The sequence below is a fragment of the Candidatus Accumulibacter aalborgensis genome, assembly GCF_900089955.1.
GTDB lineage: Bacteria > Pseudomonadota > Gammaproteobacteria > Burkholderiales > Rhodocyclaceae > Accumulibacter > Accumulibacter aalborgensis.
Genome location: NZ_FLQX01000120.1, coordinates 37,321 through 62,474, shown reverse-complemented (window position 1 = coordinate 62,474; position 25,154 = coordinate 37,321). Strand labels below are relative to the sequence as shown.

At 63.1% G+C, this 25,154-nt stretch carries 19 protein-coding genes and 1 CRISPR repeat array; of the genes, 13 read left to right on the top strand and 6 right to left on the bottom strand.

Annotated elements, in window-relative coordinates:
* Window positions 1–70: 70 nt before the first annotated feature.
* A CRISPR array of direct repeats spans window positions 71–541; the repeat unit is 37 nt; unit sequence GCATCGCCCCTCGGCAACGAGGGGCGCGGATTGAAAC.
* A gap of 648 nt (window positions 542–1,189) precedes the next feature.
* Window positions 1,190–2,014: a peptidylprolyl isomerase gene (locus tag ACCAA_RS13210; RefSeq protein WP_245754569.1), complete on the top strand. Its 825-nt coding sequence runs from the start codon at window positions 1,190–1,192 to the stop codon at window positions 2,012–2,014.
* Window positions 2,015–2,310: 296 nt separating this feature from the next.
* On the opposite strand, the gene ACCAA_RS13205 is transcribed toward ACCAA_RS13210, so the two are convergent.
* Window positions 2,311–2,559 (bottom strand): hypothetical protein, encoded by a 249-nt coding sequence (locus tag ACCAA_RS13205; RefSeq protein WP_186407712.1) that lies wholly within the window; start codon window positions 2,557–2,559, stop codon window positions 2,311–2,313.
* Window positions 2,560–2,861: 302 nt separating this feature from the next.
* Complete coding sequence (locus ACCAA_RS13200; RefSeq protein WP_186407711.1) at window positions 2,862–3,152, bottom strand: hypothetical protein; 291 nt, start codon at window positions 3,150–3,152, stop codon at window positions 2,862–2,864.
* 82 nt (window positions 3,153–3,234) lie between these two features.
* On the opposite strand from ACCAA_RS13200, the gene ACCAA_RS13195 reads away from it, so the two are divergent.
* Window positions 3,235–4,116, top strand: coding sequence for a DMT family transporter (locus tag ACCAA_RS13195; RefSeq protein ID WP_186407710.1), 882 nt, complete (start codon window positions 3,235–3,237; stop codon window positions 4,114–4,116).
* Here the strand turns inward: ACCAA_RS13195 and ACCAA_RS13190 are convergent.
* The 3 genes from ACCAA_RS13190 to ACCAA_RS13180 are packed head-to-tail and all read right to left on the bottom strand — an operon-like array spanning window position 4,106 to window position 5,380.
* Window positions 4,106–4,942 carry an alpha/beta fold hydrolase gene (locus tag ACCAA_RS13190; RefSeq protein ID WP_186407709.1) on the bottom strand — a complete coding sequence of 279 codons (837 nt, stop codon included), beginning with the start codon at window positions 4,940–4,942 and terminating at the stop codon, window positions 4,106–4,108. The genes ACCAA_RS13195 and ACCAA_RS13190 overlap by 11 nt on opposite strands.
* Before the next feature lie 37 nt (window positions 4,943–4,979).
* Window positions 4,980–5,189 carry a DUF465 domain-containing protein gene (locus tag ACCAA_RS13185; RefSeq protein WP_186407708.1) on the bottom strand — a complete coding sequence of 70 codons (210 nt, stop codon included), beginning with the start codon at window positions 5,187–5,189 and terminating at the stop codon, window positions 4,980–4,982.
* A gap of 32 nt (window positions 5,190–5,221) precedes the next feature.
* Complete coding sequence (locus ACCAA_RS13180; RefSeq protein WP_186407707.1) at window positions 5,222–5,380, bottom strand: AzlD domain-containing protein; 159 nt, start codon at window positions 5,378–5,380, stop codon at window positions 5,222–5,224.
* Between the two features lie 168 nt (window positions 5,381–5,548).
* Here ACCAA_RS13180 and ACCAA_RS13175 point away from each other — a divergent pair, with 168 nt between their 5' ends.
* The 6 genes from ACCAA_RS13175 (at window position 5,549) to ACCAA_RS13150 (ending at window position 10,601) form a co-directional block, all read left to right on the top strand.
* On the top strand, window positions 5,549–5,869 hold the full coding sequence (locus ACCAA_RS13175) for a hypothetical protein (protein WP_186407706.1): 321 nt from the start codon (window positions 5,549–5,551) through the stop codon (window positions 5,867–5,869).
* A gap of 22 nt (window positions 5,870–5,891) precedes the next feature.
* Window positions 5,892–6,440, top strand: a complete 549-nt coding sequence (gene greB / locus ACCAA_RS13170; RefSeq protein WP_245754568.1) for a transcription elongation factor GreB — start codon at window positions 5,892–5,894, stop codon at window positions 6,438–6,440.
* Window positions 6,441–6,539: 99 nt separating this feature from the next.
* Window positions 6,540–8,459: a molecular chaperone HtpG gene (htpG, locus tag ACCAA_RS13165; RefSeq protein WP_186407705.1), complete on the top strand. Its 1,920-nt coding sequence runs from the start codon at window positions 6,540–6,542 to the stop codon at window positions 8,457–8,459.
* Window positions 8,459–8,950, top strand: coding sequence for a DNA-deoxyinosine glycosylase (locus ACCAA_RS13160; protein ID WP_245754567.1), 492 nt, complete (start codon window positions 8,459–8,461; stop codon window positions 8,948–8,950). Before htpG ends, ACCAA_RS13160 begins: the two co-directional genes overlap by 1 nt.
* Before the next feature lie 125 nt (window positions 8,951–9,075).
* On the top strand, window positions 9,076–9,426 hold the full coding sequence (locus ACCAA_RS13155; protein WP_186407704.1) for a PEP-CTERM sorting domain-containing protein: 351 nt from the start codon (window positions 9,076–9,078) through the stop codon (window positions 9,424–9,426).
* Window positions 9,423–10,601: a cation:proton antiporter domain-containing protein gene (locus tag ACCAA_RS13150; protein WP_186407703.1), complete on the top strand. Its 1,179-nt coding sequence runs from the start codon at window positions 9,423–9,425 to the stop codon at window positions 10,599–10,601. Before ACCAA_RS13155 ends, ACCAA_RS13150 begins: the two co-directional genes overlap by 4 nt.
* 128 nt (window positions 10,602–10,729) lie before the next feature.
* Here the strand turns inward: ACCAA_RS13150 and ACCAA_RS13145 are convergent, their stop codons facing one another.
* Window positions 10,730–11,254 (bottom strand): MarR family winged helix-turn-helix transcriptional regulator, encoded by a 525-nt coding sequence (locus ACCAA_RS13145; RefSeq protein WP_186407702.1) that lies wholly within the window; start codon window positions 11,252–11,254, stop codon window positions 10,730–10,732.
* Window positions 11,255–11,347: 93 nt separating this feature from the next.
* Here ACCAA_RS13145 and treS point away from each other — a divergent pair, with 93 nt between their 5' ends.
* Genes treS through ACCAA_RS13120 form a run of 5 tightly spaced genes read left to right on the top strand, consistent with a single transcriptional unit; the run spans window position 11,348 to window position 25,131 of the window.
* A complete protein-coding gene (gene treS, locus ACCAA_RS13140) occupies window positions 11,348–14,701 on the top strand; it encodes a maltose alpha-D-glucosyltransferase (protein WP_186407715.1) in 3,354 nt (1,117 codons plus the stop codon).
* A gap of 31 nt (window positions 14,702–14,732) precedes the next feature.
* Window positions 14,733–15,956, top strand: coding sequence for a glucose-1-phosphate adenylyltransferase (locus tag ACCAA_RS13135; protein WP_186407701.1), 1,224 nt, complete (start codon window positions 14,733–14,735; stop codon window positions 15,954–15,956).
* 9 nt (window positions 15,957–15,965) lie between these two features.
* Complete coding sequence (glgX, locus tag ACCAA_RS13130; protein WP_186407700.1) at window positions 15,966–18,098, top strand: glycogen debranching protein GlgX; 2,133 nt, start codon at window positions 15,966–15,968, stop codon at window positions 18,096–18,098.
* Window positions 18,095–19,930: a malto-oligosyltrehalose trehalohydrolase gene (treZ, locus tag ACCAA_RS13125; RefSeq protein ID WP_186407699.1), complete on the top strand. Its 1,836-nt coding sequence runs from the start codon at window positions 18,095–18,097 to the stop codon at window positions 19,928–19,930. Before glgX ends, treZ begins: the two co-directional genes overlap by 4 nt.
* Window positions 19,927–25,131, top strand: coding sequence for a malto-oligosyltrehalose synthase (locus tag ACCAA_RS13120; RefSeq protein WP_186407698.1), 5,205 nt, complete (start codon window positions 19,927–19,929; stop codon window positions 25,129–25,131). The genes treZ and ACCAA_RS13120 overlap by 4 nt, the downstream gene beginning before the upstream one ends.
* Window positions 25,132–25,154: the final 23 nt, after the last annotated feature.

Below are 25,154 nucleotides of genomic sequence, written 5' to 3'. Positions count from 1 at the left end.
CATCGCCCCTCGGCAACGAGGGGCGCGGATTGAAACCAGATCAGCGACGTTGCACGATGGTTCGGCGTTCGCATCGCCCCTCGGCAACGAGGGGCGCGGATTGAAACGGTCCCAGCGGGGCTGCGCTGCTGCGCTGATGATCGGGCATCGCCCCTCGGCAACGAGGGGCGCGGATTGAAACTGGTAGACAATCTGCATCACAGCATCCGCCGCCGGGCATCGCCCCTCGGCAACGAGGGGCGCGGATTGAAACACCATCACATTCCCCGCCGTCGCCGCCGGAGAGCGCGGCATCGCCCCTCGGCAACGAGGGGCGCGGATTGAAACAGCTTTCGCCAGACCTATCCAGCGTCGTGCGAAGCATCGCCCCTCGGCAACGAGGGGCGCGGATTGAAACATCCATCCATTTGACATCAGCCCGATGCGCAACGGAGGCATCGCCCCTCGGCAACGAGGGGCGCGGATTGAAACAACACCACGGGCTACGCCAACTCCGCCCAAGGCGCATCGCCCCTCGGCAACGAGGGGCGCGGATTGAAACCGGGTCAAGGTGCGGGTGCGCGGAGCCGAAGCCCGTTGGGCTGACGAAGGAAGCCCAACGCCGCCTTCGCCGGGCAATCGGCTGCCCTGAAATGTTGGGGTTCGTGCCTCACCCCAACGCGCTTTTGGCCAGGAGCGGCCACGCCGGCCAGAGCAGAACAGCCGGGTTCCAAGCCCCGGCGCCTCGGCACGACCGATCGATACCTGCTGCGTATCTACGTACTGCAGACCGTGATTGTAAGGGACTTAGCGTGTGGGCAACCATCGCCCGGATGGCGATTTCTCTTCTCCGAGGCGAAGGCAGTCTTACGCCATGAGACTGAGTCGGTGCAAACTCACGCCAAATGCCTGTTGGGAACCATTGTGGACCAAGCCGCCCCCCTCGCTGCCTCGTTCGCGCTGACCGCCTGCCGCCGATCTTCTCCGCTGATCCGTCCCAGGTCGAAAGATTGACGCTGCCAAATGGCGGCCATATACTCAGGTTGCCATCATTGCATTTCTGTCGTTCGATCAATGGCGGCAAGTGGGTGCTCTGCTGAAGCGAGTGTCGAGGCGCTTCGGGAAAGATGCCCTCCCGCCCGTCGTGGGTACCTTGTCGATTGCGGAGAATGCTTTGACTGCAATGAGTTTGGGTTGGAAATACTGCATCTTGATAGCCGCTCTGTTGGCTGCGCCGGGCTGGGCACTGGCAACGATGGTGCGGATCGACACCGTCAAAGGTCCGATCGACATCCATCTGTATGACGAAGCCACACCATTGACAGTGGCCAACTTCCTGAGCTACGTGCACAGCGGCGCCTATAACAACAGCTTCTTTCATCGCCTGGCTTCGGGCTTTGTCTTGCAAGGTGGCGGCTACACCTTTCCACCGCTGACCCCCGTCGTCAAAGGGGCGGCGGTGCAAAACGAGTTCAGTGCCACACGTTCGAACCTGCGCGGCACAGTGGCGATGGCCAAGCTTGGCGGCAACGCCAACAGTGCGACCAGCGAATGGTTCGTCAACCTGGGCAACAACTCGGCGAATCTGGACAAGCAGAACGGCGGCTTCACTGTGTTCGGCAAGGTCACACTGCCAAGCTTGGGCGTGGTGGATGGCATTGCCGCGCTGCAGATCATCAATGCCGGCGGTGCCTTTGACACCTTGCCAGTGGTCAGCTTGCCCGTTTCCGGGCCGCTGGTCAGAGAAAACCTGGCCATGGTGAATACGGCCAGAGAGTTGCCGACGACCGCTGCCAGCGATACCGACCGCGTGCTCAACTACCTCGAAGCCGCCTACCCACAGTACGTGCAGCCCGCCAGCCCCGCCACGCTGACGGCCGGCGGCTACCTCTACCGCTACTACGCCAAGAGCAACGCCTACGTTGGCACCAAGGACGGCAATGTCTACTACCTGGTGCCAGCGATCAGCAACGACGTCACCTTGATGGGCACTTTGGCTGACTGGTTGACGACGGCCACTGCCAACGGTTATTGACGACACCGGCGATCGACTGGCGACCTACAGCCCTGACGCATGAGTGCGCCAGCCGTGTATTTTCAAGGCCTGGGGGTGAGTCGGAACAAAAGGTTTCGCACAAGGAGGTTAAACAGCAGGGGGGACTTCTGGCAGGCCAGGTGGAGCGTCATTGATCGACGTTTCAGCCGGAGGTGTCGCGGTGGTTGCAGCGAGTAAGTGGGAATGGGTCCGCTGCGGTCGCGTGTTCAGCGCCGTGGAGATCGCTGAGGAGCTTCCCGTGCACTGCGGCTTTACGGCCTGCTGATGTTCGTCTTTCAGCCCTCCCCTCGGCGCGAGACCAACCGTGAAATATCCCGTCCCCAGTTCATGGCCAACCCCCGCCTTCGCGAGGGCAGGGTCTCCACCTGCTGTTCCCGGAGATCGATACCCTGCCACACGCCGACACCCTGTTTCGGCTGCTGCGCAACATCGACTTTGACCACTTCGGGCAGGCCCACGCGGACGCGCGGCTGATGCGGAACAGCCAACACCTCCCGCCAGCGCTGACCAATGAACAACTCCATTCCATCCTGGAAGAAGACATCGCGCAATATCGTAGCGCTGTTGATCAGCCAAACACGCTCGAATGATTGAACTGCCCGATGTCAACGTGCGGCTCGCCCTTTTCGATGGCAAGCACACGCATCACCTTGCTGCCGGTCACTATTGGCATGAGCAGAGTGGCTCACAGACGGCCCGTTTGTCGGGTCTCGATGCTCGAATCTCTGCGCCTCAGCACTCAGCCGCTCGTGCTCAGCCGGGCGCTGTCCCCTGATCCTGAAAACCTCGGTTCGCGGAGGAAAATTCAGTTCATGCTTCGACAGGCTCAGCACGCACGGGATTTGTTCAGTTCACCCAACGGGTGAGCTTCCGTTCGCCCTGAGCAGCCCGCGCAGCGGGTGTGTCGAGGGACTCTCGTGTCATCAATAGAGGTTTCCAGGTTGATCAGCTCATGGACCGAATCGCCGAACTGGCTGCCGAGCATGATCGTCGGCGTGACGATCAACGCGACGGCGAGCAGCACGATCAGCGTCGACCCGAGCCCCTGCTTGCCGCCGATCTGGCCAGCCAGCATCTGGTGGAGCGTCCAGAAAATCCGGACGGTGTCCGCTTTCACCAGGCAGCAGCCGTGGTACCCTGACGCCCCTCATGCCAACCTCAGTCCCTGTAGCGGCACCGTCTGCGAGGGCCTCGCCGCGATGACTGCTTCATCCCCTCGTACGCGCCTCATCGGCTTCGTCTGCATCGTCGCTTCGGCGACGGGCTTCGGGGCGATGCCGATCTTTGCCAAGCTGGCCTACGCCGAGGGTGTCGATCTGCCGAGCATGCTGTTCCTGCGTTTTGCCCTGGCCGGCTTGCTGATGGCGGTGGTGATGACCGCACGGGCGATGCCGTGGCCGCGCGGCAGCAACCTGCTGGCGCTGGTGGCGATGGGCGGCATTGGCTATCTCGGCGAGTCGTTCTGCTATTTTGCGGCGCTCCAGTATGCGACTGCCGGGCTGACAGCGCTGCTGCTGTACCTCTACCCGGCGATCGTCACCGTGCTCACGGCAATCCTCGCGCGGCGGCGCTTGACGCTGCTGCGCCTGCTGTCGGTAGCGGCTGCCTTGTTCGGGACGGGTCTGGCGGTTGGCGGCAGCCTCGAGGGCAGCGTGCTCGGCATTCTCTTCGGTGTCGCTGCGGCGCTCATCTACTCGGTCTACATCCTGGTCGGCGAGCGGGTGGCGCCGGTGGCCGGGGCAATGCCATCGGCGACGGTAATCATGCTCTCGGCAGCGACCGTCTATGGCTTGATCGTGCTCTGGCGTGGGCCGGCTTTCCCGGATTCGCCTCTGGCCTGGGCGGCGGTCGGCGGCATCGCGTTGTTGTCGACCGTCGTGGCGATCATCACCTTCTTTGCCGGCATGGCGCGACTGGGAGCCGCCGATGCGGCGACGCTGTCGACGCTCGAACCGGTGGTGACCGTCGTTCTGGCCGCGATTTTTCTCGGTGAGGCTATCGGCGGCTGGCAGATCGCCGGTGGCGCGATCATCCTCACCGCGGTTATCGTTCTGGCGCGTTCCGGCGAGGCTACGCAGTGACCGTGGCGGCAGGCGCGACCGGGGTGGCGACGAACTCCAGCAACTCGGCGACGACCGCCTTCGGCTGCTCGCTCATCATCGCATGTCCGCAATCGGCGATCTCGGCGCGCCGGACCCGGCGCAAGGCCGATTGCAGCGGCTGCAGGTTGCGGCGCGGGGTCATCCGGTCGCTGCGGCCGACGAGCAGCAGCGTCGGACAGTCGACCTGAGCTGCGGCTTCGAGGCCGCGCTGGTAGCTATTGCAAATGGCCAGGTCGATCGCCAGCACGCCGGGCGGGCTGCGGCGCATGATCGCCAGGGTGACGCCGGGTCCCCAGATGCCGTGACCGCCGCCCCCGCCGGTAAGCTGAAAGCGGGCGGTCAGCGAGTACTCGGTGATCATTCGCTGGACGCTGTCGGGATGCGTTGCGGCGCGACTGAGCAAGCTGTCGGCGACCGGCATCGGCGCTGACGATCCAAGCAGCGCCAGGCGGCTGACGCGTTGCGGGTGACGCGCGGCGCACTCGAGGGCGACCAGCGAGCCCATCGAGTGGCCCACCAGGATGGCTCGCTCGACACCGGCGGCGTCGAGCAGCGCTGGCAACCAATCGGCCAGGGACTCGATGCGCTGCACAGCGGGGCTGGTCGACAAGCCGTGGCCGGGCAGGTCAGGGGCCAGTACTGCGCAACCAGCGGCAGCCAGACCGCCGGCGACCGCGTGCCAGGCATCGCGGTCATTGGCAGCACCGTGGATCAGGAGCCATGGCGGCCACGGCGAACGGCTGGGGTCGAAGGGCTGGCCACCGGTGGCAATGCGGCAGCGGTGCCCGGCAACGATCAATTCCATGCCCTGTTCCGCGGCCGGTCGGCGCCAGTGGCCGTGGTCAGGCGAGAACGTCCGGCGTCAACATCTGCTCAAGGTGCGTGATGCGGTCCTTGAGCAGCAGCTTGCGTTTTTTCAGCCGCCGGATGAGGAGTTCGTCGGGCGGCTGGCTGAGCAGCAGGTGATCGATCACCAGATCGAGGTCGCGATGCTCGATATGCAGTTCATTAAGGGTGGCGCGGGTTTCAATCATCTGTTCTTCGGTGAGCATGGTCGGCGTTTATCCCCAGGTTCGTGATTCGGTTAGCCGAGCAGGGCTTGCGGCCCCCACCAGGCAAGCATGGCAAGAACGACGGTCAACAAGGCGCTGCGCGTCGGCCAGGCGATGAGGGCCGCGAGTACGGCAGCGGTGGTGCGCGGCAGGTCTGGAGATATGGTAGGCGCGCCACCGACAAAAAACAACGGCGGCGAAAGGAATGATGCTCATGCTCATCGGAGCGAAGGCACGGGCGCCGGCGATAAACTCGGCGCGCGCGCGTGCGGGACTTGCGGCATGAGGCGCTTTTGCGAATAGAATAGAGGGTGGAATTATAGTCTTGGTAACCTTGAGACACCGCCGGAAGGAGGCAGATGGTTTATCACATAATTGTCGCGTTTGCGCGGGACAGGCAGTATGACTTCAAGTTTTCCCCCGCCGAACTTGCTGCAGGCTCTCCCGAGGAAGCGCGTCGCTGGTTCGAGAAAGAGTTCGCGGACCTCGAGTGCGAACCCAGCAACCCGATGGGCAAGGTGCTGATTATCGACAAGATTCTCAATGTCGCCCGCTACGGCGGTGAGCAGCGCTTCATCGAGGGGAAGGATTGGGCGATACGCTTTGCCCGCTACACGGCGTTGGCGCTGGGGCGCGATACGGTACGCATTGACGTGGCGGCGTTCAATATCGGCTATTGACGAGAAAGGCATCCCCAGCGAAGTGGCGAGTGATGACGACGATGAGCACGATGGGGCTCTCGATCCCGCCTTCAGGCTGCCGCCGGGAACCCGCAACTACATCACGCCCGGCGGGCACGCGCGGATCAAGGAGGAACTCGAGCACCTGCTGCGCGTCGAGCGGCCGCAGGTAGTCGGTGTCGTCCAGTGGGCGGCATCGAACGGCGACCGTTCCGAGAATGCCGACTACATTTACGGCAAGCGCCGGTTGCGCGAGATCGACCGGAGAATCCGCTTCCTGACCAGGCGCCTGGATCTGGCAGAGATTGTCGATCCGGCGCGGCGTGAGGACAGCGAACAGGTATTTTTCGGGGCGACGGTGACCCTCTGCGACGAGCAGGGGGCGGAAAGCACCTATCAGATTGTCGGCGTCGACGAGACCGACTCTGCGCGCGCACGCATCAGTTGGGTTTCGCCGCTGGCGCGGGCACTGCTCAAGTCACGGCCGGGCGATACGGTGCGTTTTCAGAGTCCGGCCGGCTGGCGTCAGGTCGAGGTGCTGGCCGTCGAGTACCTGCGCATCGAGACTTGAAATGCCATCGACCGCCCCCATTTCCTACCCCATTGTGTGCTGCGCACGCTATCGCCTGGTTTGATTCCCTTTTCATCAACGCTTTTCACGGAGTTCTCAATGGGTGCCCAAAAGGAAACACTTGGTTTTCAGGCAGAAGTCAAACAACTGCTAAACCTGATGATCCACTCGCTGTACAGCAACAAGGAGATTTTTCTGCGCGAGCTGATCTCCAACGCTTCCGACGCGTGCGACAGGCTGCGCTTCGAGGCGCTGAACAACACCGCGCTCTACGGTGACGACGGCGACCTGAAAATCCGCGTCGCCTTCGACAAGGAGGCACGGACGCTCTCGATCACCGACAACGGCATCGGCCTGTCGCGTGACGAGGCGATCGAGCATCTCGGAACAATCGCCAAGTCGGGCACCCGCGAGTTCTTCTCGGCACTGACCGGCGATCAGGCCAAGGACGCGCACCTGATCGGCCAGTTCGGTGTCGGCTTCTATTCGTCGTACATCGTCGCCGACAAGGTGACCGTGATCTCGCGTCGAGCCGGCCTCGAAGCCAGCCAGGCGATCCGCTGGGAGTCGGCCGGGGAGGGCGACTTCACCATCGAGATGGTTGACCGGGCCGAGCGCGGCAGCGAAGTGATCCTGCACCTGCGCGACGGCGAGGACGAGTTCCTGTCGAGCTGGAAGGTCCGTCAGACGATTCGCAAGTACTCCGACCACATCACGCTTCCGATCGTGATGAAGAAGGAAGAATGGAGCGAGGAAAAGAAGGAACAGGTGGTCAGCGACGAAGACGAGACCGTCAACCAGGCGTCGGCCCTGTGGACTCGCCCCAAATCGGAGATCACCGACGAACAGTACAACGAGTTCTACAAGCACGTGGCGCATGATTTCGAGGACCCGCTGGCGCACATCCATGCCCGCGTCGAAGGCAAGCAGGAATACACGCAACTGCTTTACATTCCATCGAAAGCGCCGTTCGACCTCTTCGAGCGCACTTCGCGCCACGGCATCAAGCTCTACGTCCGCCGCGTCTTCATCATGGACGATGCCGAGCAACTGATGCCGCTCTACCTGCGCTTCGTGCGCGGCGTGGTCGACTCCAGCGACCTGCCGCTCAACGTCTCGCGTGAAATCCTGCAGCAGTCACGCGATATCGAAACGATTCGTGGCGGCTGCGTGAAGAAGGTCCTCGGCATGCTCGAAGGCCTCGCCGACAGTGACGACGCCGCCGACAAGGAAAAGTACGCGACCTTCTGGAAGGAGTTCGGCCGTGTGCTCAAGGAAGGCGCCGGCGAGGACTTCGCCAACAAGGAGCGGATCGCCAAGCTGCTGCGTTTTGCCTCGACGCATGCCGATACGCCGGAGGAAAATGTTTCGCTGGCTGACTACGTGGCGCGGATGAAGGAAGGGCAGGAGAAGATCTACTATGTCACCGCGGAAACCTTCACCTCTGCCAAGAACAGCCCGCACCTCGAAATCTTCCGCAAGAAGGGGATCGAAGTGCTGTTGCTCTCGGACCGGGTCGACGAGTGGGTGTCCGGTCATCTGACCGAGTTTGACGGCAAGCCGCTGCAGTCGGTAGCCAAGGGCGGGCTCGACCTCGGCAAGCTCGAGGATGCGGCCGAAAAGGAGGAGGCGGAAAAAGCCGCCGACGAGTACAAGGATCTGCTCGACAAGGTCAAGAAGACGCTGGGTGACAAGGTCAAAGACGTTCGCGTCACGCACCGTCTGACCGATTCGCCTTCGTGCATCGTCGCCGACGAGTACGACATCGGCGGCAACCTGCAGCGAATCCTCAAGGCCGCCGGCCAGCAGGCACCGGCCAACAAGCCGATCCTCGAGATCAATCCCAAGCATCCGGCGGTACAGCGGCTGAAGTATGAAGAAACGCGCTTCGACGACTGGGCCAACCTGCTGCTCGAACAGGCAACACTGGCCGAAGGTGGATCGCTCGATGATCCGGCAGGCTTCGTCAAGCGGATCAACGACCTGATGCTGGCCCTGTCGCTGGGCAGTAGCCGCTGATGAGCGGTGGCAGGCCGGAGCTGCTTTTCGGTCTGCCACCGATTCTCGATGCCGGCGTCAGCACCCTGATTCTCGGCAGCTTCCCGTCGCCGGCATCGCTCGCCGCGCAGCAGTACTACGCGCACCGCCAGAATCAGTTCTGGCGCTTGCTCGGCGCACTCCTCGGTGAGCCCCTCGCTGAACTCGACTACACCGAAAAGCAGCGCTGTCTGCTGCACCATGGCATCGGCGTGTGGGATGTCTATCGCCAGTGTCAGCGGCAGGGCGCGCTCGACTCGGCGATTCAGGCGCCACAGGTCAATGATTTCTCCCGCCTGCGGAGTGAAGCGCCGCAGCTCGCGCGCGTCTGCTTCAATGGCCAGACGGCCGGCAAGTTCGTCGCCTGGTTTGCGCAGAACGGCTACGAGGCCCTGGTGCTGCCGTCGAGCAGCCCGGCCTACACGCTGGCCTTCGAAAAGAAGCTCGCGCTCTGGCGGGCAACTGGGCTGTAGGCTGGGGTGAGAAACGAACCCCAACGAGCTCCAGGGCTGCTCTCACGGCAAGGTTCTTTACCCAAGTCAGGCGACAAGATAAGGTAGTGTCTTCAGAGGCGAATGAACAGGAAGGAGACAGAAATATGGAAGCCGTGCGCAAACCCTCGGTTCAGGTATTTTTGCGGGCCGTTCTGGCAGGAGCGGCTCTCTCGTCCAGCGCGGCATCAGTTTGGGCGCTGCCACAGCCAGACCATGTGGTCATCGTCGTCGAGGAAAATATGTGCGGGCTTGACTATCTCGGTGGTACGGCCAGCGTGCTCCCCATATCCGCTGTTTTCGGGGTTCCCGAACCCTCCTCAATCATCTTGGTTCTCTCTGTCCTCTTGTGTTTCCGCCGTTCGGTATCGTCGTGTCTGGTCGCGCATCCCCTGTTGCTCATCGCCGATCAGAAGTGGAAGTCGCGGCGCGAGCCGCATCATTCGGATATTTCATGACCTATCAAGCCATTTTCGTTGCCTCCGTATTCCTGCTGCTCGCCTTCGGCATGGAGCGGATGAGTCGTATCGTAGGCGTTCCCTCGGTCGTTGTGCTGATCGCCACCGGGTTGATCGGCAAACCGGTGCTCGCGGCACTCGATGTCTCCCTTGCCGGTATTGACGAGGCGGTCCCCGTCCTCGGTACCGTTGGCTTGGTGCTCATCGTTCTGGAGGGCGCGCTGGACATCGAGTTACGCCGCGAGCGGCTGCGAGCCGCGGCTGGTGCGTTCGTGATGGCCACTGCAGGTTTCGTCGTCTGTACTGCCGCGTTTGCATCTCTTGTTGCTTTTGTCTTGCCGCTGTCGATATTCCAGGCCACGATCCTGGCGGTACCCTTCGCCGTGATCAGCAGTGCCGTCGCCATTCCCAGCAGCGGCTTTCTGCCGCAGCACGGGCGCGAATTCGTACTCTACGAAAGCTCTGTGTCGGACATCCTGGGCGTCATGTTTTTTTTCGCACTGCTGCATTCCGACGGTTCGGCCATTGGCATCCTGACTGCGCTGGCCGGCGGTGGCATCATCTCTCTCGTGCTGGCGGTGCTGTGTGCCATCGGCCTGACCTTGATCATGTTGCGCATCGACGGCCATATCCGCTTTATCCCCTTGCTGGCAGGGATGTTCGGTCTCTATGCGGCTGGAAAACTACTGCACCTGTCGCCCCTGATCATGATCGTGCTGCTTGGTCTCGCTCTCAACAATCCGACTCTGATCACCCGGCTCCGTCCTTTCAGGCACCTGCTCGATGACCGCTATGAAGCGACCCTGGACGAATTCAAGCTGCTTACCAAGGAATTGACCTTCGCCGTGCGAGGCTTTTTCTTCATTCTGCTGGGTTGCTGGACCGACCTGTCGACCTTGATTTCCATCGAAGCCTGGGTGGCGGCTGGCGTGGTGCTGCTGGTAATCTATGTCAGTCGCTATGTCATATTGCGGCTGGCCTGCCTTGAGCTGATCGATCGGCTCATCTGGTTGGCCCCTCGCGGACTGATCACCGTGCTGCTTTTTCTTCCCGCCAAGGAGGCGATGAGTCTGCCTGCCTACGTTGATGGCGCCGTCATGCTGGTAGTGTTGATTTCATCGAGCCTGACTACCGTTGGTCGGCTACGTTGGGACAGGTTATCAACTGCGGGCTGACACTCAACACGCCTCGGCCACGTCGCAGCCCGATTTGACGACTGCCGAGTAATGACCGTTCCGACGAAGGCAAAGCCAACCTGACGAGCCGGCAAGAAACGATTCGTGAATCTTTGCCTTGCGCCTCGTCATGGCGTCTCTGGTCGGTCACTCACGAGATCAAGCAAAGACGCCAAGCCCGCGCGCAAGTTTGCCAAGAGCGGGGCGGGCATGCTGGCCAATGCGCCACGCAAGCGGCCATGCAGCGGGCCCGGGATGTCCATCATCTGCTTGCGGCCCGCCTGAGTCAGATGCAAACAGACAACGCGCGTGTCCTCGCCGTGCCTTTCGCGGCGAACCAACTGACGAACTTCGAGTTTGTCCAGGAGGTTGCTGGCGGTAGAAGGTTTGACGTGTAGTGCCTTGGCCAGCTCCGCAACGCGCACGCCAGGCTGCGCCGAAATTTGCCATAATGCCAATAGCTGCGCGCCACTCAGGCCATGACTGTCGTCAATGCTTTGCATGCCTTTTTGAACCACCCGCACAAGTTGCAGAATCTGGCCAAAGGTCTCGTCGGCAGCTTCAGAATTTTCCGCGCTTACCTCGGCGCGGCGGGTGCGATCATCGCCAGTCATCACCTGAGAATCGGCCAGCTTGGTAGTTTGGTTGTTCACCGGGCGAGCTCCCCGTTGTCAGTTAAATACATTTGTGCAATACTATTAGCCAGAAAACTGTTAGGCAAGTATTTTCTTTCCATGGAGGCCATGATGCAGCAGACCCACAACAGCTTCGCAACAGTCGCCCCGTCGGCCGACATCGAGTGGCAAAGCGATCCGCTTTGGTACAAGGATGCGATCATCTACGAGCTGCACGTCAAGGCCTTTTTCGATAGCAACGGCGACGGCATGGGCGACTTCAGGGGACTGACCGAGAAGCTCGACTACTTGCAGGATCTCGGCGTCAACACCCTGTGGCTACTGCCGTTCTATCCCTCGCCGTTCCGCGACGACGGCTACGACATTTCCGACTATCACAACGTCCACCCCGAATATGGTACCCGCGCCGACGTTCGCAACTTCATTCGAGAAGCGCATAGGCGCGGACTGAAGGTGATCACCGAACTGGTCATCAACCATACTTCCGACCAGCATCCCTGGTTTCAGGCGGCGCGCCGCGCACCGGCCGGGTCGTCGAAACGGGACTTCTACCTGTGGTCGGACACCGACAAGAAGTTTCCCGAAACGCGGATCATCTTCACCGATACGGAGAAATCCAACTGGGCCTGGGACGAGGTCGCCGGCGCTTACTACTGGCATCGCTTCTTCTCGCACCAGCCAGACCTGAACCACAACAATCCGGCGGTAGTACGCGCCGTGATCCGCATCATGCGCTTCTGGCTGGACCTCGGCGTCGATGGGCTGCGCCTGGACGCCATCCCCTACCTGTGCGTACGCGAGGGAACGGCCAACGAGAACCTGCCCGAGACCCACCACGTGATCAAGCAGATGCGTTCAGTGATCGACGCCCACTACCAGAATCGGATGTTGCTGGCCGAGGCCAACCAGTGGCCTGAAGACGTGCGCGAGTACTTCGGCGACGGTGACGAATGCCATATGGCGTACAACTTCCCGGTGATGCCGCGAATCTTCATGGCCGTCGCGCAGGAGGAGCGCCATCCGATCATCGAGATAATGAACCAGACACCGGAGATCCCCGATACCTGCCAGTGGGCGATCTTCCTGCGCAATCACGACGAACTGACGCTGGAAATGGTCACCCAGCGCGAACGCGACTACATGTACCAGATGTACGCCGCCGACCCGCGCATGCGGGTGAACGTCGGTATCCGCCGCCGCCTGGCTCCGCTGATGGAGAACAACCGCCACAAGATCGAGCTGGTAACCTTCCTGATCCTGACGCTGCCCGGGTCGCCGGTCCTCTACTACGGCGACGAAATCGGCATGGGCGACAACATCTATCTCGGCGACCGCAACGGCGTGCGCACACCGATGCAGTGGAGCCCCGACCGCAACGCTGGTTTTTCGAAAGCCGACCCGCAGCGGCTCTTTCTGCCGCCCAACATGGACCCGATCTACGGCTACGAAGCGATCAACGTCGAAGCGCAGGCGCGCAACCCGTCGTCGCTGCTGCACTGGACCAGGCGCCTGATCGCCGCGCGCAAGAGCTACAAGGCCTTCGGCCGCGGCAGCATCAGGTTTCTCGAACCCGGCAACCGCAAGATTCTCGCCTACGTCCGCGAGTATGAGGACGAGACCTTGCTCTGCGTCGTGAACCTGTCGCGCAATGCCCAACCCGTTGAACTCGACCTGGCCGCCTTCAAGGCGCGGGTACCTGTTGAACTACTCGGGCGCGCTGCCTTTCCGCCGATCGGCGAGCTGCCTTATCTGCTGACCCTGGCTGGCCACGGCACCTACTGCTTCCGCCTGGCGACCAACGTCGAGGTACCCTTCTGGCACGAGGAGCGCCTGGCACGGCCGGAATTGCCGGTGCTCGTACTCACCGAGGGTTGGCTCACTTTTTCCGGAGGCCGGGCCAGCGCCACCACCGTGCGCCGCGCGATCACGGCGACTACTCGCGAACAGTTCCAGAGCAAGGTGCTCGTGCCCTATCTGGAGACCAAACGCTGGTTCGCCGCCAAGGGCCACCAGATCAATCGCGTCAAGCTCCTGGAGCAGGCCGCGTGGGACACCGCCAGGGGTAGCTGGCTGCTCACCGTCGTCGAGGTGCAATGCGCCGGGCTGCCGTCGCAACTCTACTTCCTGCCGCTGGCCATTGGTTGGGACGAAGAAACCGCCGAGGAACAGCGTACAGCGCTGGCGGCATGGACTCTGGCACGAGTGAGACAAAAGGACCGGACCGGCCTCCTCTATGGAGCCTTCGGTGACGATGCCTTCTGCCGCGCCCTGGTCGACGGCATCGGCCAGAACCTGTCGCTTCCGTTTGGCCGCGGCCGCCTCGAATTTCGCGCGACCCCCGCCTTCGCCGGACTCGCCGGCAGCATCGAGGCGCCGGTGCGCCATCCGGCGGTGGAGCAGAGCAATACCGCGGTGTACTTCGGCAACCAGTTGTTCCTCAAAGGCTATCGTCGTCTCCAGTCGGGAGGCAACCCCGAAGTCGAACTGGGCCGCTTCCTGACCGAGCAGTCACCATTCGAACACATCGCGCCGCTCGCCGGATCCATCTATTTCCGGCGTGGCGACGGACAGGTAATGACCTTGGCGCTCCTCCAGGGCTACGTCGAAAATCAGGGTGACTGCTGGACGTTCGCCGTGGACTACCTCGAGCGCTTCCTGGCCGAACCCGAAGCTGGCTCCGACGCTCTCGCCGCCAATCCCCACAGCTACTTCTTCACCCTGATGCAGTTGCTGGGCCGCCGCACCGGGGAGCTGCATCAGGCGTTCGGCCGCTCGACCGGCGACCCCGCTTTCGAACCCGAGCCAATCACAGCGGCGGATCTCGCCGGTTGGGCGCGCGCGCTGCAGACAGAGGCTGTGGCGACGCTCGACGAACTCGAAAGGCGCCGCGATAGCCTGTCCGACGACTTGCGCATCGCCAGCAACCGCATCTCCTCACTTAGGCCAGCGCTGCTCGACCGCATTTCGCCGCAGGCACTGGCGGGAATTTCCGCCTTCAAGATGCGTCATCACGGCGATTACCACCTCGGCCAGGTGCTGAGGGTAGACAACGATTTCGTGATCACCGATTTCGAAGGCGAGCCAGCGCGTTCGCTCGACGAGCGCGGCCGCAAGCATTCGCCACTGCGTGACGTAGCCGGCATGCTGCGTTCGTTGAGCTATGCCGCGGCGGTTGCGTGCAGGCACGCCACCGCCGAAAGTCCTGCCGACCGCCAGCGTGTCGGCGTTCTCGTCGAGAACTGGGAAAACGGCGCGGGCGAAGCGTTCCTCGCGGGGTACCGCAAGGCTATACCAGGTTGTCCGGCCTGGCCTGCGGAGCCTGACGCCGCGGAACGGCTGATCGACTTTTTCCTGATCGACAAGGTGCTCTACGAGTTGCGCTACGAAATGGGCAACCGGCCGGACTGGCTGTCGATCCCGCTATTCAGCCTGCTAAGAACCTTGGGTCGCCAGGACGCGACCTGAACATGATGCAAACAACAACAGGAGGCCAGACATGAAAGTTCTCGCTATGGTCCTTGCCGGTGGCCAGGGCTCGCGACTGCATCCGCTGACGGCAGAGCGGTCGAAACCTGCGGTACCCTTCGGCGGCCGCTACCGGATCGCCGATTTTGTGCTGAGCAGTCTCACCAACTCCGGGATACAAGCCATCTATATCCTGGTGCAGTACAAGTCGCAGTCGCTGATCGAACACGTCAACAAGGCCTGGACGCGAGCCCCCGGGGTCGCCGGCCAGTTCATCACCATTGTGCCCCCACAGATGCGCGAGGGCCCGGAGTGGTTCCAGGGAACATCCGACGCCATTTTCCAGAACATCAATCTCATTCAGCGCCACAAACCCGACATGATTGCCGTTTTTGGCGCGGACCACATCTACCGCATGGACGTGCGGCAGATGATCGATTTCCACCGTCAGCACTCAGCCGACGCGTCGGTGGCTGCGCTTCCCGTTCCCTTGGCCGAAGCCTCCGGCTTCGGCGTTATTGACGCCGACGATCAAGGTCGCATCCGCGGCTTCCTCGAAAAACCGCAAAATCCCCCGCCAATGCCCGGCGACCCGGGCCGCGCCTACGCCTCCATGGGCAACTACCTGTTCGACACCGAGGTGCTGCTGACCGCCTTGCGCGAAGCGAACGAGAACGGCGAACACGATTTCGGGCATCACGTCTTGCCGCGGCTGATTCGCACTCACCGCGTGTTTGCCTACAACTTTGCCGACAACCGCGTTCCCGGTGTCGCCGACTACGAGGAGCAGGCCTATTGGCGCGACGTCGGCACCATCGACACCTTCTATGCTGCCCACTACGACCTGCTTGGCGTCGAGCCGCGCTTCAACCTCTTCAATCCACAGTGGTTCATCAATTCCAGTCCCTACCAGGGGCCGTCGCCACGCATCATCGCGGGCGAGATCGTGGACAGCGTGATCAGCGCCGGGTCGCTGATCAACGGTGGGCGCATCGACCACTCGATTCTACGACGCGAGGTGATCGTCGAAGAGGACGTGGAGATCGAGGACTGCATCGTCATGGACTACGCAGTCATCCGTAAGGGCGCACGCCTGAGACGCACCATTGTCGACCGCTACAACGAGATCGCGCCGAACACGCGCGTTGGTTTCGACGCCGCGGCAGACCGCCAACGCTACGTGGTCAGCGAGGGCGGTGTGGTGGTGCTGGGCAAGCGTCAATACGTACCCGATGTTACCCGCTATGCTACGTAGGGGAACGACATGAATCTGCCCTTCACCGCCATCTGGCCCGGCACACCTGCTCCACGCGGCGCGAGCTGGGATGGCGAAGGTGTCAACTTCGCACTTTTCTCGGAACACGCCGAGCGCGTCGAACTCTGCCTGTTCGATGCCAGCGGACGCCACGAAGTGCAGCGCATCGAAATGCGCGAACAGACCGATCTGATCTGGCACTGCTACCTGCCCGAGGCGCGCCCCGACCTGCTCTACGGCTATCGTGTGCACGGCCCGTACGACCCTGCGCGTGGCCATCGCTTCAACGCCCACAAGCTGCTGATCGAACCCTACGCCAAGGACATCGTCGGTCAGGTGATCTGGAGTGACGCTCACTTTGGCTACCGCGTCGGCGACCCCCGTCAGGACCTCTCCTTCGACAGCCGCGACAACCACCGCGGAATGCCCAAATGCCGGGTCATCGATCCGGCCTTCACCTGGGGCGGCGACCGAGCGCCGAGAATTCCCTGGTCGGACATGGTCATCTATGAGCTGCACGTGCGTGGCTTCACGATGAAGCATCCGGAAGTACCGCCGTCCTTGCGCGGCACCTATGCCGGGCTGGTCGCGGCGCCGGTGATCGACTACCTCAAACGCCTGGGAATCACTTCGGTCGAGCTCTTGCCGATCCACGCCTTTGTCATCGACCGCCACCTGGTCGAGCACGGGCTCAGCAACTACTGGGGCTACAACTCGATCGGTTTCTTCGCGCCGGACCACCGCTACAGTTCGTCGGGTTCGATCAGCGAATTCAAGACGATGGTCAAGGTCTTTCACTCGCACGGTATCGAGGTCATCCTCGACGTCGTCTACAATCACACCGCCGAAGGCAGCGAGCTCGGGCCAACGCTCTCGCTTCGCGGCATCGACAACGCTACCTACTACCGGCTGGTCGGCGACAATCCTCGCTACTACATGGACTATACGGGCTGCGGCAACACCCTGAACCTGCAGCAGCCACGGATGCTGCAACTGATCATGGACTCGCTGCGCTACTGGGTACTGGAGATGCACGTCGACGGCTTCCGTTTCGACCTGGCCTCGGCTCTGGCCCGCGAACTCCACGAAGTGAGCAAACTGGGCGCCTTCTTCGACATCCTGCTGCAGGATCCGGTGCTGTCGCAGGTCAAGCTCATCGCCGAACCCTGGGATCTTGGTGAAGGCGGTTACCAGGTGGGCAACTTTCCCGTCGGCTGGACCGAATGGAACGACCGCTACCGTGACACCATGCGCGCTTACTGGAAGGGCGACGGTGGCCTGATCGGCGACTTTGCCCGCCGGCTGACGGGTTCCAGCGATTTTTACGAGCACAGCGGCCGCAAGCCATACGCCAGCATCAACCTCATTACTGCCCACGACGGTTTCACGCTGCACGACCTGGTTAGCTACAACAACAAGCACAACGAAGCCAACGGTGAAGACAACCGCGACGGTTCCGACAATAACAACTCCTGGAATTGCGGCGCCGAAGGCCCGACCGATGATGCGCAAATCAACGAGCTGCGCGCGCGCCAGAAGCGCAACCTGCTGGCCACGCTCTTCTTCTCGCAGGGCGTTCCGATGCTGCTGGCCGGCGATGAGACGGGGCGCACGCAGAACGGCAACAACAACGCCTATTGCCAGGACAACGAGATGAGTTGGGTAAACTGGGATCTCTCGGCAGCCGACCGCGATTTGCTGACCTTCGTACAGCGCATCATCGCGCTACGCCGCGAGCATCCCGTTTTCCGGCGCCGCAAGTTCTTCCAGGGTCGCGCGATCCGCGGGTCGGAAGTCAAGGACCTGCATTGGTTCAAGCCCGACGGCAAGGAGATGGACGACGACGAATGGGACCACGATTTCGTGCGTTGTCTTGGCGTTTATCTGGATGGCGAAGGAATGGACGACCACGACGGGCGGGGCCGCCCGATCCGCGACGACAATTTCCTGCTGCTGATCAACGGCCACCACGAGGGCGTCGACTTCCGTCTGCCGGTAGTGCGGCCGGGGGACGAGTGGCACAGGGTTCTTGACACTCACGTCGAGGGCGGCTTGCTGGCCGGCGCTCGTTTCCAGGGTGGCGACACGGTGTTTCTGGAGAGCCGGTCGCTGGCGGTACTGAGCGAGGGCAAGCAGACATGAAGCGGTGGCAGCGCATGCCCTTCGGCGCCGAGCCGGTCGACACGGGAGGCGTGCGATTTCGTCTATGGGCGCCAGACGTAGACGCCGTCTGGTTGCAACTCGACGGAGGACAGGATCTGCCGATGGTCGCCGCGTCAGAGGGTTGGTTCGAACTGATGGTCCCGTCAGCGCGCGCCGGCAGCCGCTACCTCTATCGGTTGCCAAACGGGCTACGCGTTCCCGACCCCGCCTCACGCTTCAATCCGGATGACGTCCATGGCGCTTCCGAGGTCATCGCGCCGACGGCATTCGATTGGCCTGATGGCGACTGGCGCGGCCGGCCCTGGGAAACGGCGGTGGTGTACGAAATACACCTTGGCAGCTTCACGCCGGCGGGGAACTTCACCGGCGCCATCGAGCGGCTCGACTACCTCGTCCGGCTCGGCGTTACGGCCATCGAAATCATGCCCGTAGCCGATTTTCCCGGGCGCTGCAACTGGGGTTACGATGGAGTTCTGCCGTTCGCTCCGGACGCCGCCTACGGCCGGCCGGAGGACTTCAAACGGCTGATCGCCGCGGCACACAAGCGGGGGCTGATAGTTCTGCTCGATGTGGTCTACAACCACTTCGGACCCGAAGGCAACTATCTGCACGCGTACGCCCCGGACTTTTTCAATCCGCGCCATGCCACGCCCTGGGGCGCGGCAATCAACTTTGAAGCGGGCAACTGCCGTACGGTACGTGACTACTTCGTCGCCAACGCCCTGTACTGGCTGAACGAGTTCCATCTCGACGGCCTGCGCCTGGATGCCATCCATGCGATCTGTGACGACAGTTCGCCGGAGATCATCGAGGAAATCGCCGACGCCATCCGTTCGGGTCCGGGACGCGCGCGGCACGTACACCTGGTGCTGGAAAACGAGCGCAATCAGGCACGCTACCTGGGCCGCGACGACAGCAACCGGCCCACGCTGGCCACCGCACAATGGAACGATGACCTTCACCACACCCTGCATGTGCTGGCTACCGGCGAGACCGACGGCTACTATGCCGATTACGCTGCCCAACCGGCAAGACTGCTCGGGCGCTGTCTGAGCGAAGGCTTCGCCTATCAGGGCGAAGCCTCGGCGTTCGCGCACGGAGAACCGCGCGGCTACGCCAGCGGCCACCTGCCGCCGGCGGCGTTCATCAATTTCCTGCAGAACCACGACCAGATCGGCAACCGTGCCTTCGGCGAGCGCCTGTGCCACCTCGCCTCGCCGGCGGCGATGGAAGCGCTAACCGCGCTGCTGCTACTGGCGCCGCAGCCGCCGTTGTTGTTCATGGGTGAGGAATTTGCCGCCAGCCAACCTTTTCTCTTCTTCTGCGACTTCGGCCCGGAGTTGGCGCAAGCGGTCACCGAAGGCCGACGGCGAGAGTTCTCCCGCTTCGCGCGATTCGCCGACCCAGCGGTACGCGAAAGCATCCCCGATCCAAACGCCGCGGCGAGCTTCGAGGCCTGCGTGCTCGACTGGAGCGCCATCGAGCGCGTGCCGCATCGCGCGACGCTCGAACTCCACCGGCAATTGCTCACCCTGCGCCGGCAGTCGATCGTGCCGCGCCTGACGGGCATGGGTAACGGCGATCCGCACCTTTGCCTGTTGTCGGCGCACGCCCTGGCCATCGACTGGCGGCTCGGCGACGGTAGCCGACTGGCACTGCTCGCCAATCTCGGCGACGAGGCAACCGAAGCGATACCACCAATCGGAACCGCGATCTTCGCCACGGCCAACCTCGACGCTGCCACGCTGGCCAAGGGGCGGCTGCCGCCGTGGTCGGTGGCCTGGCATTTGCAGGAAGGAGACAGCACATGACCCATGCTGCCGGCAAGAGCCTCGATGCGCTGGCTCGACTCGCCGCCCATTACGGGATCGCCACCGCTTACGACGACGCCTGGGGAAAATCACATGCCACCTCTGCGCCGACTCTCCGCGCCCTGCTCGCCGCCATGCGCCTGCCTGCGGAAACTGACCCGCTGGCACAGCTCCAGGCGATCGAGGAAAGTGAGTGGCGGCGACCGCTGCCGCCGGTCAAGGTCTTGGTCACCGGCGCGACGCCAGGCATCCCTGTCTCGCTGGCTGCCGATCTCGGCAGCCAGCCGCACCGCTGGATCCTGACACAGGAGGATGGGACATCCAGTAGCGGCGAATTCCAGCCGTCCGAACTGACGCGACTGGGCGAAACGCGCCTCGGCAGTAGCGAATTCATACGTGGCGAGCTGCGCCTGCCCGCACTGAGCACGCCGGGCTACTACCGTCTCGAGGTCGAGCAGCCTGGGCGCAGCGGCATGTCGCTGGTGGCAATGACGCTGATCGTCGTCCCACCGAGGTGTTTCCAACCCGACGCCGTGCTCGGCGAGGGTCGTGTCTGGGGTCCGACGGTCCAGCTTTACGGGCTGCGCTCGCGGCGTAACTGGGGAATCGGCGACTTCGGCGACCTGCGCACCCTGGTCGATCTGTCGGCGGCAGCCGGCGGCGGTGTCATCGGGGTCAGTCCGCTGCACGCGCTGTTTCCGGACGACGCCATGCGGATCAGCCCCTACAGCCCGTCCAGCCGCTGCTTTGTCAACGTCATGTATGTCGACGTGGAAGCGATTCCGGAGTTCGCCGAGTGCGCAGCAGTGCGAAACCTGGTTGCCGCAGAGCGCTTCCAGAGCCGCCTCCGCCCCCTGCGGGCGGCCGAACAGGTGAACTACGAGGCGGTGTCGGCGGCCAAGCACGAGGTGCTGGCCACGCTCTACCGCCACTTCCGCGATCAGCACCTGGCCAATGACAGTCACCGGGCCCGCGCCTTCCGCCGTTTCCGTAGCGAGCAGGGGCAGGCGCTCGAATGGCACGCGCGCTTCGAGGCCTTGCAGGAACACTTCCGGCAAGACGACCCGAGTGTCTGGGGCTGGCCAGCCTGGCCCGAGGAATACCGCCGACCACAGGCGCCAGCAGTCGCTGCCTTCGCCAGCGAGCAGCCTGAGGCCGTCGAGTATTTTTCCTGGCTGCAGTGGCTCGCCGACGAGCAACTCACCGTTCTCCGCCAGCAGGCGTCCCGTCGCGGTCTCGGTGTTGGGCTCTACCAGGATCTTGCCGTGGGCGTGAATCCTGGCGGATCGGAGTCCTGGTCCTGGCAGGACGTTCTTGCCGACGGCGCCTACATCGGTGCGCCCCCCGACGAGCTCAATCCGGCTGGCCAGGACTGGGGGCTGCCGCCCTGGCTCCCGTATCGCCTTCGGGAAGCCGCCTACGCTCCGTTCATCGCCGTGCTGCGGGCCAACATGCGCCACTGCGGGGCGCTGCGAATCGACCATGTGATGGGGCTGATGCGTCTGTTCTGGGTTCCGGCCGGCCTACCGGCCAGCCAGGGCGCGTACGTCAGCTACCCGTTTGAAGACCTGCTCGGCATCGTCGCGCTGGAGAGCCAGCGCAACCGCTGCATGCTCATCGGCGAAGAACTGGGCACCGTTCCCGACGGTTTTCGGCCCCGCCTGGCCGCCGCCGGTGTGCTCGCCTACCGGACCTTCCTTTGCGAGCGCAACGCAGAGGGCAACTTCAAGCCACCAGCCGAATATCCGCGCCAGGCTCTGGTTGCGCTGAGCACTCACGACCTGCCGACCTTGCGCGGCTTCTGGTCAGCTCACGACCTCGACGCGCGGCATGCGCTGCAACTGTTTCGCTCGGAGGATCAGTACGACCTGATGGTCGTGGAACGTGCCCAGGATCGTGCCCGCTTCCTGATGGCGCTGAAGCACGCGCAGTTACTTCCGGAGGGAGCCAGCGGCCACCCGGTTTCGGTACCCGAGATGACGCAGGACTTCGTGGTCGGCGTGCACGCCTTCCTGGCACGGACGCCGGCACAGTTGCTGGTGGTTCAACCCGAAGACATCCTCGGTGTCCTCGAACAGGCCAACCTGCCGGGCAGCCGCGACGACCGCTATGCCAACTGGCGGCGGCGCTTGCCGCTGGACCTCGAGGACTGGCCGAACGACGGCCGCTTTGCTGCCGTCGGTGAAGCCCTGATCCGGGAGCGCGGCACCGCCGTCGTAGCGCGCGAAGAACCACCCCAGCCGCTGCGTGTCGCGGTGATTCCGCGCGCCACTTACCGTATGCAGTTCAACCGCGACTTCACCTTCGCGCAGGCCGCTGCGCTGGCACCCTATCTCGCGGCCCTGGGAGTGAGTCATTGCTACGCTTCGCCCTACCTCACAGCACGCCCAGGCAGCACGCACGGCTACGACATCGTCGACCACACAGCGTTGAATCCGGAAATCGGAACGCCGCAAGAATACGAGGATTTTGCCGCCGCGCTGAGGGCCAGCAGCCTGGGCCAGGTGATCGATGTCGTCCCCAACCACATGGGTGTCATGGGGTCAGACAATGCCTGGTGGCTGGACGTGCTGGAGAACGGGCCGGCGTCGGCCTGGGGCGCGTTCTTCGACATCGACTGGGAGCCGCTCAACCCGGAGCTCAAGGGCAAGGTGCTCCTGCCACTGCTGGGCGATCACTACGGCCGGGTCCTCAAACGGGGTGAACTGCGTCTGGAGTACGACGCGGTACGCGGAGAGTTCAGCATCTTCTACTACGAGCACCGGCTGCCGGTAGACCCGGCGAGCTATCCGCGCATCCTCGGCCACCGTCGAGAACGCCTGGCGGCGGTGCTCGGTGAAGGTCACCATCGCTACGGCGAAATGGAGACCCTGCTTACCGCTTTCGACCACCTGCCAGCCCGCACCACCGGCAAACCAGCGCGCATGACCGAACGTCAGCGGGACAAGGAGGTACATAAACGTCAGCTCGCGGAGCTGACGGCAGCCAGCGACGACATCGCTCATCATATCGCCGAGAATCTGGTGGAGTTCAACGGCCGGCCGGGCGAAGCCGCCAGCTTCGACCTGTTGCACGACTTGATCCAGGTCCAGTCTTACCGCCTGGCGTATTGGCGCGTCGCCTCCGACGAGATCAACTATCGGCGCTTTTTCGACATCAACGATCTGGCCGCACTGCGCATGGAAGACCCGGCGGTGTTCGAAGCCACACACCGTTTCATTCTCGATCTGGTTGCCCAGGGCAAGATCGATGGCTTCCGCGTCGACCATCCCGATGGGCTTTACGATCCGGGCGGGTATTTCCGCATGCTTCAACAGGCGGTAGGTGGCCGGCCGACCGCTGCCGGCGAACCGCTACCGATCTATCTGGTGATCGAAAAGATTCTCGCCGACCACGAGCGCTTGCCCGACGACTGGCCGATCCACGGGGCAACCGGCTACCGCTTCGCCAACCTGGTCAACAACCTGTTCGTCGACAGCTCGGCCGAGCGACGAATGACGCGCATCTATCGCGACTTCAGCGGTGTCGCCAGCGACTTCGAAGAACTCGCCTACGATGCCAAGAAGCTGATCATGCACACCTCGCTGTCGAGCGAATTCACGGTTCTGGGCAACCGCCTGGCGCGTATTGCCGCCGCCAGCCGCGATACCTGCGACTTCACCCTCAATGGCTTGCGCGAAGCGCTGGTGGAAGTCGTGGCGTGTTTCCCGATCTATCGAACCTATGTTGCCGACGGCGAGATATCCGCCGACGATCGCCGCCACATCGCCTGGGCCGTGGCGGTGGCCAAGAAGCGCAGCCCGGTCGCCGATACTGGCATCTACGATTTCGTCGAGAGCGTGCTGACCACAGATCTCGCGCGTGGCCGCAGCGCGTCGTTTCGTGAACCCGTTCAGGCTTTCGCCATGAAGTTCCAGCAGGTCTCGTCGCCGGTGATGGCCAAGGGCGTCGAGGACACGGCGTTCTATCGCTACCACCGCCTGATCTCGCTCAACGACGTCGGCGGCGAACCACGGCGCTTCGGCATGTCGGTGGCCGCCTTTCACGCCGCGACGCGCGCCCGCGCCCTCCGCTGGCCGCACAACATGCTGGCGACTTCGACGCACGACAGCAAGCGCTCCGAGGACACGCGCGCGCGAATCAATGTCCTCTCCGAGATCCCGGCGGCGTGGAAACTGATGCTCAAGCGCTGGCGCCGTCTGAATCGCGGACGCAAGCGCCTGCTCGACGGCGTAGACGCACCGTCGAGCAACGACGAGTACATGCTCTACCAGACGCTCGTCGGGACCTGGCCGCTGACGCCGCCTGATGACGCGGCTCTCGACGACTTCCGGGAGCGCATCGACGCCTACATGATCAAGGCGCTGCGTGAAGCCAAGGAGCATAGCTCCTGGATCCAGGTCAATGCCGATTACGAGGGTGCGGTCAGCAGTTTTGTAGGGGCACTGCTGGCGCCGGGTGGCAAGAACCTGTTCCTGGCCGATTTCGTGCCCCTGGTGCAAGCCATCATCCACCATGGGCTGATCAACGCGCTCGCCCAGGTACTGATCAAGATCACCTCACCGGGAGTACCCGACATCTACCAGGGCTGCGAGTTGTGGCAGTTCAACCTGGTCGACCCGGATAATCGTCGCCCCGTGGACTACGCACAGCGCGGCCAGTTTCTCGTCGAACTGCGGGCGATGGTCGACGCGCCTCCCGAGCAATGGCCGCAGCGTCTGCTACCGCTGACCAGCGACATGACCGACGGGCGCATCAAGCTGTACACTCTTTGGCAGGGCCTCGCGCTGCGCGCACACTGGGCGAACGTCTTCGCGTATGGCGAGTACCTGCCGTTGAAGGTGAGGGGGGCACACGCCGTACACGTTTGCGCCTATGCCCGAAGACACGGCCGTCGCGCCGTAATCACGCTCGTACCACGCTTGCCGGCACGTCTACTCGGCAACCGCTGTGTACTGCCCTTGGGCCTGGACGTCTGGGCCGACACCTTGCTCGAGTTGCCCGAGCAACTGGCCGCCAATACATGGCGCAATCGTTTCACCGGCGAAGTTCACCCGGCGGCCCGTCGGCTGGCCGTGGGAACCCTTCTGGCCTTCTTCCCGGTCGCTCTGCTGGTCTCTGATGCACCGCCCTCCGGCCAGGATGCACCGCCCACAGAGCCGGCTGCCGGCATTGAGCCAAGCGGACCTTGTCCGGTATAGTGCTCCATTCCCTTCCTGGAAGA

Coding starts and splice junctions, on each gene's coding strand:
- ACCAA_RS13205 (WP_186407712.1), bottom strand. CDS start 2,559: ATGGAGTTGTTCATTGGTCAGCGCTGGCGGGAGGTGTTGGCTGTTCCG.
- ACCAA_RS13195 (WP_186407710.1), top strand. CDS start 3,235: ATGACTGCTTCATCCCCTCGTACGCGCCTCATCGGCTTCGTCTGCATC.
- ACCAA_RS13190 (WP_186407709.1), bottom strand. CDS start 4,942: ATGGAATTGATCGTTGCCGGGCACCGCTGCCGCATTGCCACCGGTGGC.
- ACCAA_RS13185 (WP_186407708.1), bottom strand. CDS start 5,189: ATGCTCACCGAAGAACAGATGATTGAAACCCGCGCCACCCTTAATGAA.
- ACCAA_RS13175 (WP_186407706.1), top strand. CDS start 5,549: ATGGTTTATCACATAATTGTCGCGTTTGCGCGGGACAGGCAGTATGAC.
- htpG (WP_186407705.1), top strand. CDS start 6,540: ATGGGTGCCCAAAAGGAAACACTTGGTTTTCAGGCAGAAGTCAAACAA.
- ACCAA_RS13160 (WP_245754567.1), top strand. CDS start 8,459: ATGAGCGGTGGCAGGCCGGAGCTGCTTTTCGGTCTGCCACCGATTCTC.
- ACCAA_RS13155 (WP_186407704.1), top strand. CDS start 9,076: ATGGAAGCCGTGCGCAAACCCTCGGTTCAGGTATTTTTGCGGGCCGTT.
- ACCAA_RS13150 (WP_186407703.1), top strand. CDS start 9,423: ATGACCTATCAAGCCATTTTCGTTGCCTCCGTATTCCTGCTGCTCGCC.
- treS (WP_186407715.1), top strand. CDS start 11,348: ATGCAGCAGACCCACAACAGCTTCGCAACAGTCGCCCCGTCGGCCGAC.
- ACCAA_RS13135 (WP_186407701.1), top strand. CDS start 14,733: ATGAAAGTTCTCGCTATGGTCCTTGCCGGTGGCCAGGGCTCGCGACTG.
- glgX (WP_186407700.1), top strand. CDS start 15,966: ATGAATCTGCCCTTCACCGCCATCTGGCCCGGCACACCTGCTCCACGC.
- treZ (WP_186407699.1), top strand. CDS start 18,095: ATGAAGCGGTGGCAGCGCATGCCCTTCGGCGCCGAGCCGGTCGACACG.
- ACCAA_RS13120 (WP_186407698.1), top strand. CDS start 19,927: ATGACCCATGCTGCCGGCAAGAGCCTCGATGCGCTGGCTCGACTCGCC.